The following is a 16,984-nucleotide window of genomic DNA, read 5'->3' as shown; positions in this document are numbered from 1 at the left end:
ATGTCGCAACATAAAGGAAAAATAGCAGGAATAGTTGTTTTACTGCTTATCATTTTTTACGCAATTGCTGTTTATTGGAGCACTGAACCTTCACGTTTTGACGTTGTTGCAAACGCTAAAGAGCAAGCGCAGCTTCGTAATGAAAAAATAGTAACGGGTTATGTAACTACTTCTACATTGATTACAGTAGCCAATACCTTACTCGATAAACCGGGTGGCTACTTATCAAATGATGTAATACCGCCAAGTATTATTATGGATGATATGCCAGCGTGGGAATATGGCGCGCTAGAAATGGTACGTGATTTATCGCTTTCTATGCGAAAAGATTTTAGTCGTTCACAATCACAGTCTACTGAACATGAAGCACTTAAAAAGGCGCAGCCACAGTTTAATATAAGCTCTGAAGCATGGGCATGGCCAAGTGCTGAAGGTGAGTACCAAAAAGGTATTGACTACTTAATGGTATATCGAGGACAAATTGCTAACGAGCATGAGCGCGATAGCCAATTTTACGCACGAGCAGATAACTTACGTAGTTGGCTGAAAGAAGCTGAAAAACGTTTAGGTAGTTTAAGTCAGCGTTTAAGCGCCAGTGTAGGCCAAGAAAAAGTGAATACCGATTTAGCAGGTAATTCATCTAATAAACAAGCAACTCTTGCTCCACTGCAGCAACAAGTAAGAACGCCGTGGTTAGAAATTGACGACGTGTTTTACGAGTCGCGCGGTGCTACTTGGGCGTTACTACACTTTTTACAAGCGATAGAGTATGACTTTAATGATGTACTTGAAAAGAAAAATGCACGTGTAAGTTTACAACAAATCATACGTGAACTTGAGGCAACTCAAGAAACAGTATGGAGCCCACTTATTTTAAACGGGAATGGTTTTGGCTATGTTGCTAACCACTCTTTAGTTATGGCAAATTATATTTCTAGAGCCAATGCGGCTTTAATCGAACTTAGTGAACTACTAGCTCAAGGATAAAAAATGAAAAAGTATTGTTTAGCAGCAGCCCTTTCAATGGCATGTTTAGCACCAGCGGCGCAAGCTGACACCCTATTAGGTTTATATGTAGGTGTTGATGGATGGAAGTCAGATAACGATGGCCAATTTTCTTACAAAAATAATGCATCTCAAGATTTTGATTTTGAAGATGAGACTTTTGTAAGTTACTACGCGGCGCTTGAGCACCCAGTGCCACTAGTTCCAAATATTAAATTAAAGTATACAGAGCTTGAGCTAAATGGTTCAGCGCTGCTTACAGATACATTTAGCTTCAATGGTTCTGATTATGTTGTTGGTTCTACTGTAAATACGGTAAGTGATTTAACGCATATTGATTATATTTTTTATTATGAAATTTTTGATAATGACTTAATTTCAATAGATCTAGGTTTAAATGCTAAACAGTTTGACGGTGATATTGTTGTAAGTGGCACTACCCAAAATGGTGGTACTAACTTTACCGAAACCAAAGACTTCTCCGGTTTTGTTCCTCTTGCATACGGCCGTGCCGAAGCTGGCTTACCATTTACTGGTTTAAGTGTATTTTTTGAAGGTAGCTTTTTGGCTATTGACGATAGCAAAGTACAAGATTACCAAGTAGGCGTAGCGTGGGAACTTATTGATAACCTAGCAGTAGATGTTGCTGTTAAAGCCGGTTACCGCTCTATGGTATTAGAACTTGATGATGTAGATGATATTACTACTGATATTGATGCATCTGGCCCATTTGCGGGTATTCAGGTTCATTTTTAATTAGTATTTTCTAATTAAACAAAGCGTGGCATTTTATTTTATTGCGTGCCACGCTAAATCAAACTCTCCCTCTAGCGCATTATTAATCAACTGCTTATAGACCTTATTGACAGGGAAATTAATGAGTTTAGAAAGCTCATCACCTGTTTGCGTAAATTTGTAATAGCTTAATACCAAATCACTACTCTTTGCCTTTAACGTTACTTTTTGCGATAAAAATGAAAGGGTAAGCTCTTGCCCCGCTTTAAGCACTGCAGATTCAATTTCTTTTCTATACAGTAAATTAAGATCCATGAGCGTTAAAATATCAGGAAAGCTAATACCCGTTTTTCCTAAATTTAGAGATACTTTATTGCCTTTTCGTAGCAAATCAAACAAGGACGGTTTTTTGTAAAAGCCGAGTAATATAAAGTGGCTGTCGTCTTTTTCGTTATAGCCTGAGAGCGACACACATTTTTGCAAAGAGTCTGCTTCTCGCTGTGTCATATGTTTTAAAGTTTGTAGGCTTTTAATTGAAAACGTACCAGGATTAAGGGTTTCTCCCGTTAAAATTTTTGCCCATAAAATTTGCATTGACGAATTAGAAGTATCTTCACACAGAGCTATAAAGTGTTCTACCCAGTCAACATCGGGCTGTTTACTACTTGCTACATCAGGGCAAAATCCCATAGCCATTGCTAAAATTGATTCTATATTTTGTTGTTGTTTAATAAGTAATAAATCTTGGCGTTTTTGAGCGCGAGCTAAAACAGAGTTTTCACTATTGATATGATAAAGCGGCTTAATTTGGCCCTTAATATCGTAACTCTGCTCGTTAGTAGGTAGTACACCGTTGCTTCCTACTTTTGTTATAGGGTAACCAAGTAAGGATTCAATGATGTTGGCTAGATTAATTCTCGCCTGTGCTGTTTTGACTGTCATGACTGTGCATTATCCTTTGTGGATCACTAAGCTGTGCAACAGTTTGAAGGTTATTTAAACCCAGTGAAACTGTATTACTGAGTACGTACTCACTTAAAATTGCAGTGTAACCAGATATTAAAGGAGCCGTTGTTTGACCTTTAATATTACATATTAACGTAACTATACCGTTTTGCTCGCTAAGGTTAAAAGTGCCTCTAATAATATGTTCAGCATTTAAAAGTATGTTGAAGCTGACTTTATTTTGGCTTACCGAAGTTATGATCATTTCACCATACCCCCATTTTCCTTTCCAAGACTGATGAGCTCCTAGGCCAGAACTGGGTTCGCCCAAAGTAAAACGTATGCTGGGGTCTACTTTTTCCCATGGAGACCATTTTTGCCATTGGCTAAAGTCGGTGATAAGCGGCTTTATTACTTTAAGATTGGCATTAATTTCGATTGTTTTATTTACACTATAACTTTGAGGCAGTATTAGCCCTACCAGTGCCAATACCAATAGTAATAACAGCACGCATTTGATTAATATTTTTAATGGTTTAATAAGCACACCTTTTATTAGTTTTTCAAGTTGAAATACAACAACTTTTTATTAATCGACTATAGTATGAATTAGATTATAAACCAAAAATAATTTATAGATTGCTACTTAGGAGAGCGAATGTCGTCAGATCAAAACGATTTTTTATTTTTTGAACAAGATTTTGAAGACGATGCTGTTGTTGAGCAGACTAAGTTTTGGGATATTTTAATTGTTGATGACGAACCTGAGATTCATTCTGTAACAAAATTAGCTTTGTCTGGAGTTGAGTTTTTAGGGGCTGGTTTGCGATTTCACGATGCTTATTCGGGTGCAGAAGCAATAGAGGTGTTAGCTAAAAATAAAAATATTTCGGTTATTTTTTTAGATGTTGTTATGGAAACTGACGATGCCGGTTTGCAGGTTGTAAAAAGAGTGCGTGACGAATTAAATAATCAACATGTAAGAATTATTTTAAGAACAGGGCAAGCAGGCAATACACCAGAAGAAAAAGTAATACGAGAATACGACATAAATGATTATAAAACGAAAACAGAGCTGACTCGCTCTAAGTTATTAACTTCGCTTATAACGGCTATTCGCTCATACGAGCAGGTATGCCAGCTTGAATATCAAAGTGATGCGATGAACACGATTGTTTCAGCATCAAAGTCTATTTTAGGACTTACTGATATTAAGCAGTTATGCAAAGAAGTCATCAAGCATATGAGTGTTATTTTAAAATGCGCACCTAGAGGGCTTGTTTGTAGCAAGCTGGATGGCGATGACTTTATTCAAGTATTAGGTGGTTGTGGGCATTACGAAGGCTATTTTGGTGAAAAATTAATTAATGTTGATAGCAGAGTATTTGAACAAGTTGAGTCATGTTTTGCTTTGTCAAAGCACCAACATATAGATTCAAGTTCAACATTTATATTAAAAAGCAAACATCGAAAAGCGGCTTTATATATAGAGTGCGACCACACTCCCTTACAAGCACAGCTACAATTTGCTGAAATTTTTTTAACTAACGTAAGTGTAGCACTTGATAACATAAGGCTATTTGTAAAGTTAAGAGATGCAGCTTATAAAGATGTGCTTACTGGTATTTCAAATCGTACTAACTTTATTGAACGGGTAGTGCATTATCAAAAGCCGCACGTTAATGATTATGTATTTGTATTACTTGATGTAGTTAACTTTGCAGATATTAATAATGGCTTAGGGCAAGAGGTCGGTAATAAAGTATTAATTGGTATTGTTCAAAGGCTAAAAGAAAATTACCAATCAGCTAAATTACTTTCACGTATTGGCGCAGATGTTTTTGGGTTTATTATTCGCCAAGACGAATTTGACTTAAAAAAATTGAATGAGCAACTAGGTATTCCATTTTACGCAGAAGAACATTTACTGCCTATCGACTTTAGAGTCGGCTTATGCCAACAACAAGACTTTCAAAGTAGTGGTATTGATACACTGAAAGTTGCTTATATCGCACTTAATCAAGCTAAAAAAGCAAAGCATAAAGAAGGCGTTTATTACAGTATTGATATGCAAGATAAAATGGCTTGGCGTTTAGGTATTATTAGGCAGCTACGTCATGACTTTGCTCGGAATAAGTTAGAGGTATGGTATCAACCCCAACTTGCACTAGATGATTTATCGCTAATTGGGTGTGAAGCATTATTACGCTGGCCGACAGGTGATGGCGTGTATATATCACCAGCTGTATTTGTACCACTTGCAGAGGATGCGGGCTTAATTGTCGATATAGGGCAGTGGGTATTAGAGCAAGCTTGCCAACAGCAAAAGCGCCTAGAAAATATGGGTACAGAAATTTGTATTGCGGTTAATGTGTCTGTTCCGCAGTTTAAAGTAAAAGGTTATGCACAAACTGTTAAAAATACATTGTTAAAATATGGTGTTAAGCCAAAGAACATAGAATTAGAAGTTACCGAGAGCGTAGTAATGGATGAGCTAGAAACTGTTATTAATACTCTAAGAGAGCTTAAAGAACTAGGGTTGGAAGTTGCTATTGATGACTTTGGCACTGGTTTTTCGTCGCTAAGCTATATTCAAAGTTTACCACTGGATAGATTAAAGATAGACCGCGCATTTATAAAGGGTTTACCAAACGATGATACAGGTGCTATTGCTGCTTTAGTTATATCACTTGGCGCTAAGTTGGGTTTAAAAACGATTGCTGAAGGGGTCGAAACACAAGCGCAAGCCCAGTTTTTAAAGAATTTAGGGTGTGATGAGGTACAAGGGTTTATGTATGCTAAACCCATGCCTGAGAATGAATTAATAGAATTTATAAATAAACGCTAAAAAAGATTAATTTATTATTTAAGCTAATGAACGATTTAGAATTTAAGGTGCGATATGCTATGACTACTTTGTATATATAAACAATTTAGTAGGGTATAATTCGCGCCTTTTGTTATTCTACGGCCACAATTATGAGCACACTCAAAGCTAAGCGCGCCTTATTTTCATACCCTAAATATTGGGCTGAATGTTATGGCACCGCGCCATTTTTACCAACTACACGTGAAGAAATGGATGCACTTGGCTGGGATAGCTGCGACATAATAATAATTAGTGGCGACGCGTACGTCGATCATCCTAGTTTTGGTATGGCGGTAATTGGCCGTGTACTTGAAGCGCAAGGCTTTAGAGTGGGTATTATTGCCCAGCCCGCGTGGGACTCTAAAGATGCATTTATGGAGCTAGGCAGACCTAATTTATTTTTTGGTGTAACAGCTGGCAACATGGATTCGATGATCAATCGCTATACAGCTGAAAAGCGTATGCGCCACGATGATGCTTACACGCCAGATAACGTAGGTGGTAAACGTCCAGATCGCGCCGTAATGATTTACTCGCAAAAATGCCGTGAAGCATACAAAGGTATCCCAATTGTTATTGGCGGTATTGAAGCCAGCCTTCGTCGTATAGCTCATTACGACTATTGGCAAGAAAAAGTACGTCGTAGTATTTTGTTTGATGCAAAAGCTGATATTTTAATTTACGGTAACGCAGAGCGTCCGTTAGTTGAAGTTGCACACCGTATTGCCGCAGGCGAAACAATGGATACTATTCAAGATATTCGCGGCACGGCTGTTATCAGAAAAGAACCTTTACCAGGTTGGCGTGGAAGTGACTCTACCGCTATAGATAAAATTGGTAAAATTGATCCAATTCCAAATCCATACGGCGCTGATGATGTTGGGTGTAGCAAATCTGAATTTAAACAAGCGGGTATTGATTTAAAGGCGGAAGCTGCAAAACCAATCATGGTTCAGCCTGCGCGACCTAAACCGTGGGAAAAAACTTACGTTAAGTTACCTGCTTATGAGCAAGTAAGTGTTAACAAACCTCTATACGCCCACGCTTCGCGTATTTTACATCAAGAAACAAACCCTGGTTGTGCAAGAGCGCTGTTTCAGCGACACGGCGATCGCTCTATTTGGGTAAACCCGCCTGCATACCCATTAGAAACACATGAAATGGACGCTGTGTTTGGTTTACCGTATCAGCGTATTCCTCACCCAAGTTACGGCGACTCTAAAATTCCAGCTTACGATATGATAAAAACATCGGTAAATATTATGCGCGGTTGTTTTGGTGGTTGTTCGTTTTGCTCAATTACGGAGCATGAAGGGCGTATTATTCAAAGCCGTTCGCAAGAATCTATTATTGAAGAAATTGAACAGATTAGAGATAAAGTACCTGGCTTTACTGGTGTGATTTCTGATTTAGGTGGCCCAACGGCAAATATGTATAAACTGCGTTGTACTAGTAAAAAAGCAGAAAGTACCTGTAGACGCTTATCATGTGTGTACCCTGAAATTTGTAAGCACATGGATACCGACCATACGCCAACAATAGACTTATATAAAAAAGCACGTGAAGTTAAGGGTATTAAAAAGGTTTTGATTGCTTCTGGTGTACGTTATGACTTAGCTGTACGCGACCCGCGTTATGTTAAAGAATTAGTAACGCATCATGTGGGCGGCTACTTAAAAATAGCGCCGGAGCATACAGAGGATGGTCCATTATCAAAAATGATGAAACCAGGTATGGGCGCGTACGATCAATTTAAAGAATTATTTGATAAGTACTCTAAAGAAGCAGGTAAAAAGCAGTATTTAATTCCTTACTTTATATCAGCTCATCCAGGTACAAAAGACGAAGACATGGTAAACATGGCTTTATGGCTTAAATCGAATGACTTTAAGCTTGATCAGGTACAAAATTTTTACCCATCACCGATGGCTAATGCGACGACTATTTACCACACAGAAATGAACTCTTTACGTAATATAAAAAACAATACAGAAGTTGTTCCAGTACCTAAAGGTGCTCGCCAACGTAGATTACATAAAGCTATTTTACGCTACCATGATGCAGCAGGTTGGCCGATGATACGTGAAGCACTGCGTAAAATGGGTAAAGCTAATTTAATTGGTAAAGGGCCTAACTGTTTAGTGCCTGAAGAAGGGCGTGATGAAAAAGCAGGTAAAGGTGGCAGTAAAGGCGGACGTCCGGCACTAACGCGACATACCGGTTTTAGCCAATTTAAAAAGGCAAACACTAAACCAAAAGTAGGCGGTAATCGTCAAAGTACACGTTAGTGATTCAATCTATTAATAACTAGTAGATTAGTTTAATTACGCTAAGGGTTTTTAAACCCTTTACATGCGTAAATTAAGTAAACCTTGCTCTTTATTACTTATATTATTATAGGTGATAAAGAGCGAGCTTTTAGAAACCCCTCTTGAGATAGCACGTATTTAGTGTCTATATACTTGCAGTTAGTTTTTTCTTAAAACGTTGATGATAACCACAAACGTAATTTAAGTGACCATAACGGCTGAATGCCTGTTAGCCCTTGCGTCATTTTATTATCTTTTAAGATTATATAGGAAGGCGTGACTTGCCCTTGCCAATCGGCAAATATCTCACCGTGTTGATCGTTGACAGTGATAAAACTGTAGCCATGATCATTTAGATACTCATGTAGTTTTTGATCCGAGCCTGATTTTATTGCGATGCTCACGACAGGGTAGTTATTCTCGTTTGCGAGTTCGTTTATGGCAGGGGAGGTAATACTACAAATAGGGCACCAAGTTCCCCAAAAATAGACAAGTGTTGGTTTATCTTGGCTCATTGCTGACAAATCAATGTTTTGCCCTTTATAATCTATTAATTGTAATTGAGGATTTGCTGGCATAACAGGTTGTCGCCACCAATTTACAGCGTTATAAATTACGAAAAATATGAAACCATATATCAACACACTTTTTAATATTGATAGGCCTTTTTGTTTTGGTGTTTTTTTAGGTGTGTCTTTTTTATTTTTGGTACCCGTTGTCATAGTTGCAGCTTTACCCTAAGTGTTTTTTACTTTAGTTATTTGCAAAGGTTTCTAATTTAAACCAGCAACCAAGTAGCAGTACCTAAAAAGGCGAATATACCCACAATATCTGTCACCGTGGTTAGCACCACACTCCCTGCAAGTGCTGGGTCTATATTCATTCTTTTAAGAATAATAGGGATACTCGCACCAGCAACACCTGCCACCACTAAGTTCATAAACATAGCGAAGGCGAGTACGCCACCAAGCATAAAGTCCCATTGCCATAGGGCAATAACACCTGCTATTAACAACGACCACAAAACACCGTTTAACGCGCCAATAGCAAGCTCTTTCATCATTAAAAAGCGTTGGTTAGTTTGATTTATATGGCCTACCGCAATACCACGAATAACAAGCGTTAATGATTGGCTACCTGCAACACCGCCCATAGAAGGGACAATACCGTTAAGTACAGCTAAAATAGGTAAAACATCTAAAGTGCCTTCAAAAAAGCTAGCTACAAAAGCAGCTGCAAGTGCAGTTAGTAAGTTGACACCTAACCAAACTGAGCGTTTTTTAGAGCTTTTTAGTACTGGCGCAAAGGTATCTTCTTCATCATCAAGACCGGCTAAGCCCAATAAACTATGCTCAGCATCTTCTCGGATTACGTCAACGATGTCATCGATAGTGACACGGCCAAGGAGCTGATCGTTATCATCGACTACGGGGGCCGATATCCAATTATGACGTTCAAATAATTGCGCGACTTCACTTTCATCCATAGAGATTGGAATGGATTCACAATCTTCATCCATTAAATCGCGAACAATTTTTTCTGGCGGGTTAGTTAATAATGTACTCAGCGATAAAGCGCCTATAAAGCAGTTATGCTTATCAACAACGTACAAGTCATCGGTACCTTCTGGTAACTCGCCACGTAGCCTAATATATCTAAGTACAACATCGAGCGTAACATCAGGGCGAATGGTCACCGTATCGGTGTTCATTAGCGCGCCAGCAGAACGCTCTTGATACGAAAGTGCTTGTGTTGCACGTTCACGGTCTTGAATGTCCATCGCGCTAACAACGTCTTTATAAACGGTGTCCGGCAGACTACGTAATACTTCACCTAAGTCATCGTGGCCCATATCTTCTGTTGCGGCTGCAATGTGCTTAGGTTCCATTTGGGCAATAATGCCTAAACGAACATCTTCTGAGAGTTCTTCAAGAACATCGCCTTGCACATCAGGATCAACCAACTGCCAAAGGAGTCGGCGAATTTTATGTGGTGATGATTCTAATAATAATGCGGTATCACAAGGAGCTGTTTTTGCGAGCATGCGCCTAACTTGAACAAATTGACCACTATTGAGTGACTTAGTCACCTGTTTTAGTTGCTGTAGTGGGTAATCTTGTTCAAAAGCTTCAGGCATTGGCGTCCTTTATAAATTTTTATATTACTTTATGGGGAGAGGTGAGTTAACTGGCGTCACTAACCGTATTTATTTTATATATCTGTTTTAGTTGGGGCATTAGTAATGCGAGCATTATTTTTATAACTGTTTATTCTTGTTCATTAAAACGTTGTGCTATTAATTCTCCAACAGCGTGTAAAGCTTGCTCAGAATCGGGGCCTTTACATACAACTTTTACTTCTTTGCCTTGGCTACTTTCAAGTAACATTAGTGCAAGTACGCTATCGCCTGCGGCTTCTTTGTCATCTTGAAATAATGTAATTGTCGCATCAAACTGCACTGCTAATTGGGCAAGTACGGTGGCTGCTCTGGCGTGCAATCCTAATTTGTTTTTTATTAAAAAAGTGTCTTCACAATGCATAACTTACTCTACCTAAGCTGAACAGGTGATTATTCAGCTATATTATTTTTCTTGTTCGCGATGGCGAATTTTCACATTGGGATGTGTCATTGCAAAACTTTCACCGATAGTTTGCGCTAAATATACAGAGCGATGTTGTCCGCCTGTACACCCAATAGCAATGGTTAAATAACTGCGGTTATTTCGCTCTAAGTGCGGTAACCACGTTTGTACAAATGTTTGAATTTGCCATGTGAATTTTTGCACTATGCTGTGATTGGCCAAATAATCTTTAACGGGTTGATCTAACCCATTTAAAGGTTTTAATTCAGGTTCCCAATGTGGATTTGGTAAAAAGCGTGCATCAAATACGTAATCTGCTTCTTTTGGTATACCGTATTTAAAACCAAACGATTCAAACGTGACAATCAGTTGCTTATCTTTTTTACCTAAAATCTTTTCACGAATAGATTCAGCAAGTTGATGAACGCTTAAATCAGTTGTATCTATCATAAAGTCGGCGCGGGTGATTAATACATCAAGTAATTCTTTTTCTTTTTTGATGGCTAAATCAAGAGGCAACGAGTCAATTGATAGTGGGTGTAATCTACGAGTTTCAGAAAAACGTTTGATCAATGTTTGATCGTCGCTATCTAAATAAAATAACGTAGGTTTTGCAAAGCCAGGCAAGTATTCAAGAATATCGTTAAATTCATCTTGTTGTTTAGGGATGTTACGCACATCAATGCTAACAGCAATTTTATCATAGCTATCAGACACACTGCGAACTAATGAAGGAAGCAAGTTAACTGGAATATTATCTACGCAATAATAACCTAAATCTTCTACAACGCGTAAAGCAACCGACTTTCCAGAACCAGAACGGCCGCTTATGATAATTAACTCCATTTAACACCCTTTATAAAACTATGATTGATTGACAATAACTTGGTAAAGCTCAGCATCTGATTTTGCACTGCGTAACTGTTTACAAAAATCTTTGTTGTTTAGTTTATCAGCAATGGTTGCTAGAGTCTTTAAGTGCTGCTGGTTATCGCCATCTGGTACGATGAGTGCGACGAAAATATCAACAGGGCGATTATCGATTGCATCAAAATTTATTGGAGTTTCGCTAACGAGTACTAAAGCCAAAGGCTCTTCTGCACCGCTCATTCTTCCATGAGGAATGGCAATGCCACGCCCTATACCTGTACTACCCAATTTTTCTCTGCTCATTAAAGCATTAAGAATATCTTGTTGCGGTAAATACGGAAGTTTGTCGTGAGCAAGTTCGCTAATGAACTCTAAAATTCTTTTTTTGCTATTAAAAAGGACCGCAGCTTTGCTGCAGTCCTGGCATATAAGTGAGCTTAATTTCATCATATTAGTGTCGAGCAAGCTTCTCTTTGTGTTTAATTACTTGTCGATCGAGCTTGTCGATCAACGAGTCAATGGCGGCATACATATCTTGATGTTCTGTAGAGGCAAATAACTCAGCACCGCTTACGTGTATGGTGGCTTCTGCTTTTTGATTTAATTTTTCTACATCGAGAATGACATGAACATTATTAATATGATCAGAGTGTCTTTCTAGCTTCGCAAATTTGGTATTAATATAGTCTCTTAGTGAATCGGTTAATTCTACGTGACGACCAGTTAAGTTTAGTTGCATAAGCATTACCCTCTTTTTTTTGCGTCTTAAATCAAACTTTTACGTTGATTTGACGGTGGAATAGCCAGAGATTCGCGGTATTTTGCGATTGTACGTCTCGCTACTTTAATTCCTTGCTCAGCCAATATATCCGCTATTTTGCTATCACTCAATGGTTTTGCTGAGTTTTCTGCTGCGATTAATTTTCGGATAAGCGCACGGATTGCTGTAGATGAACATTCACCCCCGTTTTCGGTGCTTACATGGCTTGAGAAAAAATATTTAAGCTCAAATATACCACGGGGTGTGTGCATATACTTTTGGGTTGTTACGCGCGAAATTGTTGATTCGTGCATTTCTACCATTTCAGCAACATCATTTAAAACCATTGGTTTCATGGCTTCAGGACCGTGTTCAAAAAAGCCTTGTTGTTGCTTAACAATACAATTTGTTACTTTTAATAGCGTGTCGTTTCTACTTTCTAAGCTTTTAATAAACCATTTAGCTTCTTGTAAATGCGAGCGAATAAACTGGCTGTCACCACTGGATTTTACAGTGCGAGACATTGCCGCGTATTGGCTATTAACACGAATTTTAGGCATGCTGTCTGGGTTTAACTCAACAACCCAGCGGCCTTTAATTTTTTTAACTGACACATCAGGAATAACATACTCAGATTCTTCTCTTACAATAGTATCTGCAGGTTTAGGGCTAAGAGTATGTATTAATGTCATTACTTCTTTAAGCTCTTCTTCTTTGAGCTTAGTTTTCTTCATTAATGTACGATAGTCACGAGCAGCTAATAAATCAATATGCTCGGTTAAAATCATTTTTGTTTCATTAATGTAAGGTGTTTCTTTGTCAAACTGGTTAAGCTGAATACACAAACACTCTTGTAAACTACGTGCAGCAATACCAACAGGATCAAACAGTTGGATGCGTTTTAATACAGCTTCAATTTCATCAAGTTCGACTTCGTTATCATCTTCGTTTTCTTGATTAAAGCTTTCTAAAATCTCTTCGCAGCTTAGTGTTAAAATACCTGAATCATCGACGGCTTCTACAATCGCAATAGCAATAGCTTCGTCTGTAGGGCTAAATGGCGTTAGTTGTAACTGCCACATTAAATACTCATGGAGCGTTTCAGTAGAGGCGCCTTGGTATATTGATTCGTCTTCAGGCATCGGACCCGATGATGCTGCTGGGGCGGCACTCATGTACTCATCCCAACTAACATCCATAGCCATGTCGTCACTTAGCGTGTCTTTTGCAAGTGCTTCACCACTATCTTGTTCGTATTCGCTTGGAGCATCATCGGCAGATGCGCTAACAGTTATGTCATCTGTATCTGCTTTTTGCTCGTTTTTACCTGCAGCGTCTTCTGAATAGTCTGCTTCTTCAACCTCTAATAGCGGGTTGCTGTCGAGAGCTTCTTGTATTTCTTGCTGGAGATCCAATGTACTGAGTTGCAACAAACGAATAGCTTGTTGCAGCTGTGGAGTCATTGTAAGTTGCTGGCCCATGCGCAGCTGTAGTGATTGCCTCATGTATCTCTAACAATCCTTTTATGTTGTTATAATTAATACTAGCAGATGCTTAAAGACATGGCGTAAATGTTACAGCCTAAATTGCTCGCCTAAGTAAACATCGCGTACTGTTTTATCATTTAATACGTGTTCTGGAGTACCTGATGCAATCAGCTCCCCATGAGAAACAATGTAGGCTTTTTCACAAACATCAAGGGTTTCTCTTACGTTATGATCGGTAATTAATACACCAATCCCACGATTTTTAAGATGTTCTATTATTTTCTTTATGTCTAATACCGAAATCGGGTCAACACCTGCAAATGGTTCATCCAGTAATATAAATTTAGGATCTGCTGCCAGCGCACGTGCTATTTCAACACGACGACGTTCGCCACCTGACAATGCCATACCTTGGCTATCACGAATGTGTTGTATGCTAAATTCATCTAATAATTTATCGAGAGTGTCTTCTCTAGCTTGTTTATTTAACTCTTTGCGCGTTTCTAAAATGGCCATTAAGTTTTGATAAACAGTCAGCTTTCTGAATATTGAAGACTCTTGCGGTAAGTAGCCAATGCCTAATCTAGCACGACTATGCATAGGTAAAAGAGTAATATCGTTATCGTCTATCGATATTTTACCTTTGTCGCTAGGTACAAGTCCTACTATCATATAAAACGTGGTGGTTTTACCTGCGCCGTTAGGGCCAAGTAAGCCAACAATACTGCCAGCTTTGACTTCAAGGCCGACGTTTTTTACAACTTCACGGCCTTTATAGCTCTTTGCTAATAGCTCTGCTTTTAATGTGCTCATGGTTGACCTTTGTCGCTTTTTTTACTTTTTTTAGTCTCGATTGGCACTAAAATTGTGTGAACGCGGTCAGTTGAGTTTTCATCTTTTTCGGCACTGATTAGCTGCTGCTCTATATCGTAGGTAATGCTTTTAGCATTTATTTTTTGTCCCGCTTGCGATACTTGTGCATTACCAACAAGCGTTAAAAAACGCTTAGATACATCATAACGTACTTCGTCAGCACTGGCGCTCATAGTCGTGCCATCTGATTGCTTTTCTTCAAAGTGCGCAGGGCTACCTGTAGCAATTAATAATTGTTTATTATCACCAAGTTCATCGCGTTTATGTACTTCTAAGCGGTCGGCTGTGATACGGCGGTTACCGTGAATAATTTCAACGTTTTTCTCAAAAATCCCGACATTAGCTTTTAATTGACCTTCTTGCTTATCGGCGCTTATTGAAATTTGATTTGCAGTCGGTTGCGTGTTTTGCTCTGCAGCACTACTATTAAACGCTAGTATAAGTGTAGGAATAATAAGTGATTTTAATATTTTATTGGTCATAATATATGGTTCGCGTATGGTTAATTAGTTTTATCACTTCGGTTTTTAAGTCGGCTTCTAGGCCTTTACCAGTGATTTTTAAATTGGGTCCAGTGATGATAACGGGTTGCTCCGAACGCATTGTTAATAGTTTTATATCTACCTGAATATTATCAGCATTGATTTTGTCTATCATGGCGTTATCGGTTAAGTTTTTGGCAACCACATTGCCTTCTAAAATTAATTGTTTGTCTTCGTATAATGTTGCTTCGTCTGCATTTATTTGCCACGTTTGCTTTTCGTTATATAAAGTAAAAATAGGTTTTTCAAAAAACGTAAAACCTAATTGTTGATATAGCTCCATTTTAGCCGCAGTGACTTTGTGGCTAATTTTACCTTGTTCGTCATAGGCTGTTTGTTTGAGTTCAATGGCTATGTAATCAGGCTTGGCAATAACTTCAGGCTCAGTCTGAGGCACAATATTTGTTTGTGTAAAATAAGGGTACCAAAGCCAAACCATACAGCTAATGAATAAAACGCTTAATATTATGCGCGCTGCATTCATGAACTAGTGCCTTGTGTAGTCAATGCCTTACCATTTTCAAGCATAAGTAAGTCGGTGAGCTCTCTTACTGCACCAAAGCCGCCAGGCATTTGCGTTACATAGTGTGATAAACGTTTAATAAGTGGATGGGCATCATTTACTGCAACAGCAAAGCCGACTAATTCCATAACGGGCATGTCAGGACCATCATCACCGATATAAGCAATTTGTTCATCGCTAAGGTTGAGTTTGTCTTTTAATTCTTGATAGGCAATGAGCTTATTTTCTTGGCCTTGATAAATATGCTGTACGGTTAAGCTGCTCATACGTTGTTGCACTATTTGTGAATGACGACCAGTAATTACAGCCACTTCAAAGCCACTGTTTATAAGCGCTTTAATGCCAAAACCATCTTTTGTATTAAATGCTTTTAGCTCTTCACCTTGATTACCAAGATAAATACGGCCATCAGAAAATACACCATCAATATCGCATATAAGTAGCTTTACTTTTTTAGCGCGTGCTTTTGCATCATCGCTCAGCGGTTGATAGAGTTCTTCAAATTGCATTTATAACACTCCTGCTTTTAATAGGTCTTGCATGTTTAATGCGCCAATAGGTTGGTTTTTCTCATTGACGACGATTAAGCCATTTATACGTTTGTGTTCCATAATATTAAGCGCTTCAGCGGCTAAAATATCTTGTGTAGCCGTAGTACATGACTTGGTCATAACAACATCTATTTGTGTTGTATGAATATCAATTCTTTGCTCTAAAATACGACGCAAATCGCCATCGGTAAATAATCCCACGAGCTGCTGATTTTCATCAACAATGGCTGTCATACCTAAACCTTTGGCGGACATTTCAATGAGGGCGTCTTTAACTGTTTGTGAAACGCTAATAATAGGTGTATTTGCGCCGCTGTGCATAACATCTTTTAAAGTAAGTAATAAGCGCTTGCCTAAACTACCACCTGGGTGAGATAGCGCGAAGTCATCAGCTGTAAACCCGCGAGCTTCTAATAATGCAACCGCCATGGCATCGCCCATCGCAAGCGTTGCAGTGGTACTTGATGTAGGAGCTAGACCCAATGAACAGGCTTCTTTTTCTACTTTAATACACACATGTACATTAGCAAGGGTCGCCATGGTTGATTGCGTATTGCCAGTCATCGATATCATTTTGGCACCAAGTCGTTTTAAAACCGGAATGATATTTAAAACTTCGCTGGTCTCCCCTGAATTAGAAATAAGCATAACCACGTCATTTTTAGTGATCATACCTAAATCACCATGACTTGCTTCACCAGGGTGAACAAAAAATGCTGGACTGCCAGTGCTTGCAAGGGTTGCCGCTATTTTATTGCCAATATGACCTGATTTACCCATACCAATGACAATAATACGGCCTTCGCAGTCGTACATTAATTGGCACGCGTTATGAAAGTTTTCATCTACATATTGTGCAATATCACTAAGTGCTTGGCGTTCAACATCTAAAACGCGAAGGCCTTGTTCAATAAAATTTAGCGTTGCCATCAT

18 protein-coding genes are annotated in these 16,984 nt (G+C 38.7%); 4 read left to right on the top strand and 14 right to left on the bottom strand.

The window, feature by feature from the left end; translation table 11 throughout:
- Complete coding sequence (locus GQR39_RS01560) at positions 1-987, top strand: DUF2333 family protein (RefSeq protein WP_002957928.1); 987 nt, start codon at positions 1-3, stop codon at positions 985-987.
- Between the two features lie 3 nt (positions 988-990).
- A complete protein-coding gene (locus GQR39_RS01555; protein ID WP_076923723.1) occupies positions 991-1,761 on the top strand; it encodes a TIGR04219 family outer membrane beta-barrel protein in 771 nt (256 codons plus the stop codon).
- Positions 1,762-1,794: 33 nt separating this feature from the next.
- On the opposite strand, the gene GQR39_RS01550 is transcribed toward GQR39_RS01555, so the two are convergent.
- Together GQR39_RS01550 and GQR39_RS01545 are read right to left on the bottom strand one after the other, a co-directional pair.
- Positions 1,795-2,682, bottom strand: coding sequence for a TIGR03899 family protein (locus GQR39_RS01550; RefSeq protein ID WP_076923722.1), 888 nt, complete (start codon positions 2,680-2,682; stop codon positions 1,795-1,797).
- On the bottom strand, positions 2,651-3,232 hold the full coding sequence (locus GQR39_RS01545; protein ID WP_007580289.1) for an SRPBCC family protein: 582 nt from the start codon (positions 3,230-3,232) through the stop codon (positions 2,651-2,653). Before GQR39_RS01545 ends, GQR39_RS01550 begins: the two co-directional genes overlap by 32 nt.
- 111 nt (positions 3,233-3,343) lie before the next feature.
- On the opposite strand from GQR39_RS01545, the gene GQR39_RS01540 reads away from it, so the two are divergent.
- Positions 3,344-5,533 carry an EAL domain-containing protein gene (locus GQR39_RS01540; protein WP_165734635.1) on the top strand — a complete coding sequence of 730 codons (2,190 nt, stop codon included), beginning with the start codon at positions 3,344-3,346 and terminating at the stop codon, positions 5,531-5,533.
- Positions 5,534-5,664: 131 nt separating this feature from the next.
- Positions 5,665-7,842 carry a YgiQ family radical SAM protein gene (locus GQR39_RS01535; protein WP_007580292.1) on the top strand — a complete coding sequence of 726 codons (2,178 nt, stop codon included), beginning with the start codon at positions 5,665-5,667 and terminating at the stop codon, positions 7,840-7,842.
- Between the two features lie 191 nt (positions 7,843-8,033).
- Here GQR39_RS01535 and GQR39_RS01530 read toward each other — a convergent pair whose 3' ends face one another.
- From GQR39_RS01530 to GQR39_RS01475, 12 genes are all read right to left on the bottom strand, one after another.
- Positions 8,034-8,585, bottom strand: coding sequence for a protein disulfide oxidoreductase (locus GQR39_RS01530; RefSeq protein WP_165734634.1), 552 nt, complete (start codon positions 8,583-8,585; stop codon positions 8,034-8,036).
- 56 nt (positions 8,586-8,641) lie between these two features.
- On the bottom strand, positions 8,642-10,000 hold the full coding sequence (gene mgtE, locus GQR39_RS01525; protein WP_010554268.1) for a magnesium transporter: 1,359 nt from the start codon (positions 9,998-10,000) through the stop codon (positions 8,642-8,644).
- Between the two features lie 130 nt (positions 10,001-10,130).
- The gene (locus tag GQR39_RS01520) at positions 10,131-10,403 is read right to left on the bottom strand and encodes an HPr family phosphocarrier protein (RefSeq protein WP_002957937.1); all 273 of its coding nucleotides are present in this window, start codon (positions 10,401-10,403) and stop codon (positions 10,131-10,133) included.
- Positions 10,404-10,445: 42 nt separating this feature from the next.
- On the bottom strand, positions 10,446-11,291 hold the full coding sequence (gene rapZ, locus GQR39_RS01515) for an RNase adapter RapZ (protein WP_010554269.1): 846 nt from the start codon (positions 11,289-11,291) through the stop codon (positions 10,446-10,448).
- 18 nt (positions 11,292-11,309) lie between these two features.
- Positions 11,310-11,762 (bottom strand): PTS IIA-like nitrogen regulatory protein PtsN, encoded by a 453-nt coding sequence (gene ptsN, locus GQR39_RS01510; RefSeq protein WP_024594001.1) that lies wholly within the window; start codon positions 11,760-11,762, stop codon positions 11,310-11,312.
- Between the two features lie 4 nt (positions 11,763-11,766).
- Positions 11,767-12,054, bottom strand: coding sequence for a ribosome hibernation promoting factor (gene hpf, locus GQR39_RS01505; RefSeq protein ID WP_007580301.1), 288 nt, complete (start codon positions 12,052-12,054; stop codon positions 11,767-11,769).
- 26 nt (positions 12,055-12,080) lie between these two features.
- On the bottom strand, positions 12,081-13,580 hold the full coding sequence (locus tag GQR39_RS01500) for an RNA polymerase factor sigma-54 (protein WP_007580303.1): 1,500 nt from the start codon (positions 13,578-13,580) through the stop codon (positions 12,081-12,083).
- A gap of 69 nt (positions 13,581-13,649) precedes the next feature.
- Positions 13,650-14,375: an LPS export ABC transporter ATP-binding protein gene (gene lptB / locus GQR39_RS01495; protein WP_007580304.1), complete on the bottom strand. Its 726-nt coding sequence runs from the start codon at positions 14,373-14,375 to the stop codon at positions 13,650-13,652.
- Positions 14,372-14,917 (bottom strand): lipopolysaccharide transport periplasmic protein LptA, encoded by a 546-nt coding sequence (gene lptA / locus GQR39_RS01490; RefSeq protein ID WP_007580307.1) that lies wholly within the window; start codon positions 14,915-14,917, stop codon positions 14,372-14,374. Before lptA ends, lptB begins: the two co-directional genes overlap by 4 nt.
- A complete protein-coding gene (lptC, locus tag GQR39_RS01485; protein ID WP_007580308.1) occupies positions 14,907-15,461 on the bottom strand; it encodes an LPS export ABC transporter periplasmic protein LptC in 555 nt (184 codons plus the stop codon). Before lptC ends, lptA begins: the two co-directional genes overlap by 11 nt.
- Positions 15,458-16,009 carry a 3-deoxy-manno-octulosonate-8-phosphatase KdsC gene (gene kdsC, locus GQR39_RS01480; RefSeq protein WP_007580311.1) on the bottom strand — a complete coding sequence of 184 codons (552 nt, stop codon included), beginning with the start codon at positions 16,007-16,009 and terminating at the stop codon, positions 15,458-15,460. Before kdsC ends, lptC begins: the two co-directional genes overlap by 4 nt.
- A complete protein-coding gene (locus GQR39_RS01475; protein WP_024607452.1) occupies positions 16,010-16,981 on the bottom strand; it encodes a KpsF/GutQ family sugar-phosphate isomerase in 972 nt (323 codons plus the stop codon).
- Positions 16,982-16,984 lie beyond the last annotated feature (3 nt).

The organism is Pseudoalteromonas sp. C8, from assembly GCF_011378685.1.
Taxonomy (GTDB): Bacteria; Pseudomonadota; Gammaproteobacteria; order Enterobacterales; family Alteromonadaceae; genus Pseudoalteromonas; species Pseudoalteromonas arctica.
The sequence above is the reverse complement of the archived record's forward strand: the minus strand, read 5'-3'. Positions and strand labels throughout refer to the sequence as shown.

Excerpts from the sequence above, each read along its gene's own strand:
- GQR39_RS01560 (WP_002957928.1), top strand. The coding sequence starts at position 1 with ATGTCGCAACATAAAGGAAAAATAGCAGGAATAGTTGTTTTACTGCTT.
- GQR39_RS01555 (WP_076923723.1), top strand. The coding sequence starts at position 991 with ATGAAAAAGTATTGTTTAGCAGCAGCCCTTTCAATGGCATGTTTAGCA.
- GQR39_RS01550 (WP_076923722.1), bottom strand. The coding sequence starts at position 2,682 with ATGACAGTCAAAACAGCACAGGCGAGAATTAATCTAGCCAACATCATT.
- GQR39_RS01540 (WP_165734635.1), top strand. The coding sequence starts at position 3,344 with ATGTCGTCAGATCAAAACGATTTTTTATTTTTTGAACAAGATTTTGAA.
- GQR39_RS01535 (WP_007580292.1), top strand. The coding sequence starts at position 5,665 with ATGAGCACACTCAAAGCTAAGCGCGCCTTATTTTCATACCCTAAATAT.
- GQR39_RS01530 (WP_165734634.1), bottom strand. The coding sequence starts at position 8,585 with ATGACAACGGGTACCAAAAATAAAAAAGACACACCTAAAAAAACACCA.
- mgtE (WP_010554268.1), bottom strand. The coding sequence starts at position 10,000 with ATGCCTGAAGCTTTTGAACAAGATTACCCACTACAGCAACTAAAACAG.
- GQR39_RS01520 (WP_002957937.1), bottom strand. The coding sequence starts at position 10,403 with ATGCATTGTGAAGACACTTTTTTAATAAAAAACAAATTAGGATTGCAC.
- rapZ (WP_010554269.1), bottom strand. The coding sequence starts at position 11,291 with ATGGAGTTAATTATCATAAGCGGCCGTTCTGGTTCTGGAAAGTCGGTT.
- ptsN (WP_024594001.1), bottom strand. The coding sequence starts at position 11,762 with ATGAAATTAAGCTCACTTATATGCCAGGACTGCAGCAAAGCTGCGGTC.
- hpf (WP_007580301.1), bottom strand. The coding sequence starts at position 12,054 with ATGCAACTAAACTTAACTGGTCGTCACGTAGAATTAACCGATTCACTA.
- GQR39_RS01500 (WP_007580303.1), bottom strand. The coding sequence starts at position 13,580 with ATGAGGCAATCACTACAGCTGCGCATGGGCCAGCAACTTACAATGACT.
- lptB (WP_007580304.1), bottom strand. The coding sequence starts at position 14,375 with ATGAGCACATTAAAAGCAGAGCTATTAGCAAAGAGCTATAAAGGCCGT.
- lptA (WP_007580307.1), bottom strand. The coding sequence starts at position 14,917 with ATGACCAATAAAATATTAAAATCACTTATTATTCCTACACTTATACTA.
- lptC (WP_007580308.1), bottom strand. The coding sequence starts at position 15,461 with ATGAATGCAGCGCGCATAATATTAAGCGTTTTATTCATTAGCTGTATG.
- kdsC (WP_007580311.1), bottom strand. The coding sequence starts at position 16,009 with ATGCAATTTGAAGAACTCTATCAACCGCTGAGCGATGATGCAAAAGCA.
- GQR39_RS01475 (WP_024607452.1), bottom strand. The coding sequence starts at position 16,981 with ATGGCAACGCTAAATTTTATTGAACAAGGCCTTCGCGTTTTAGATGTT.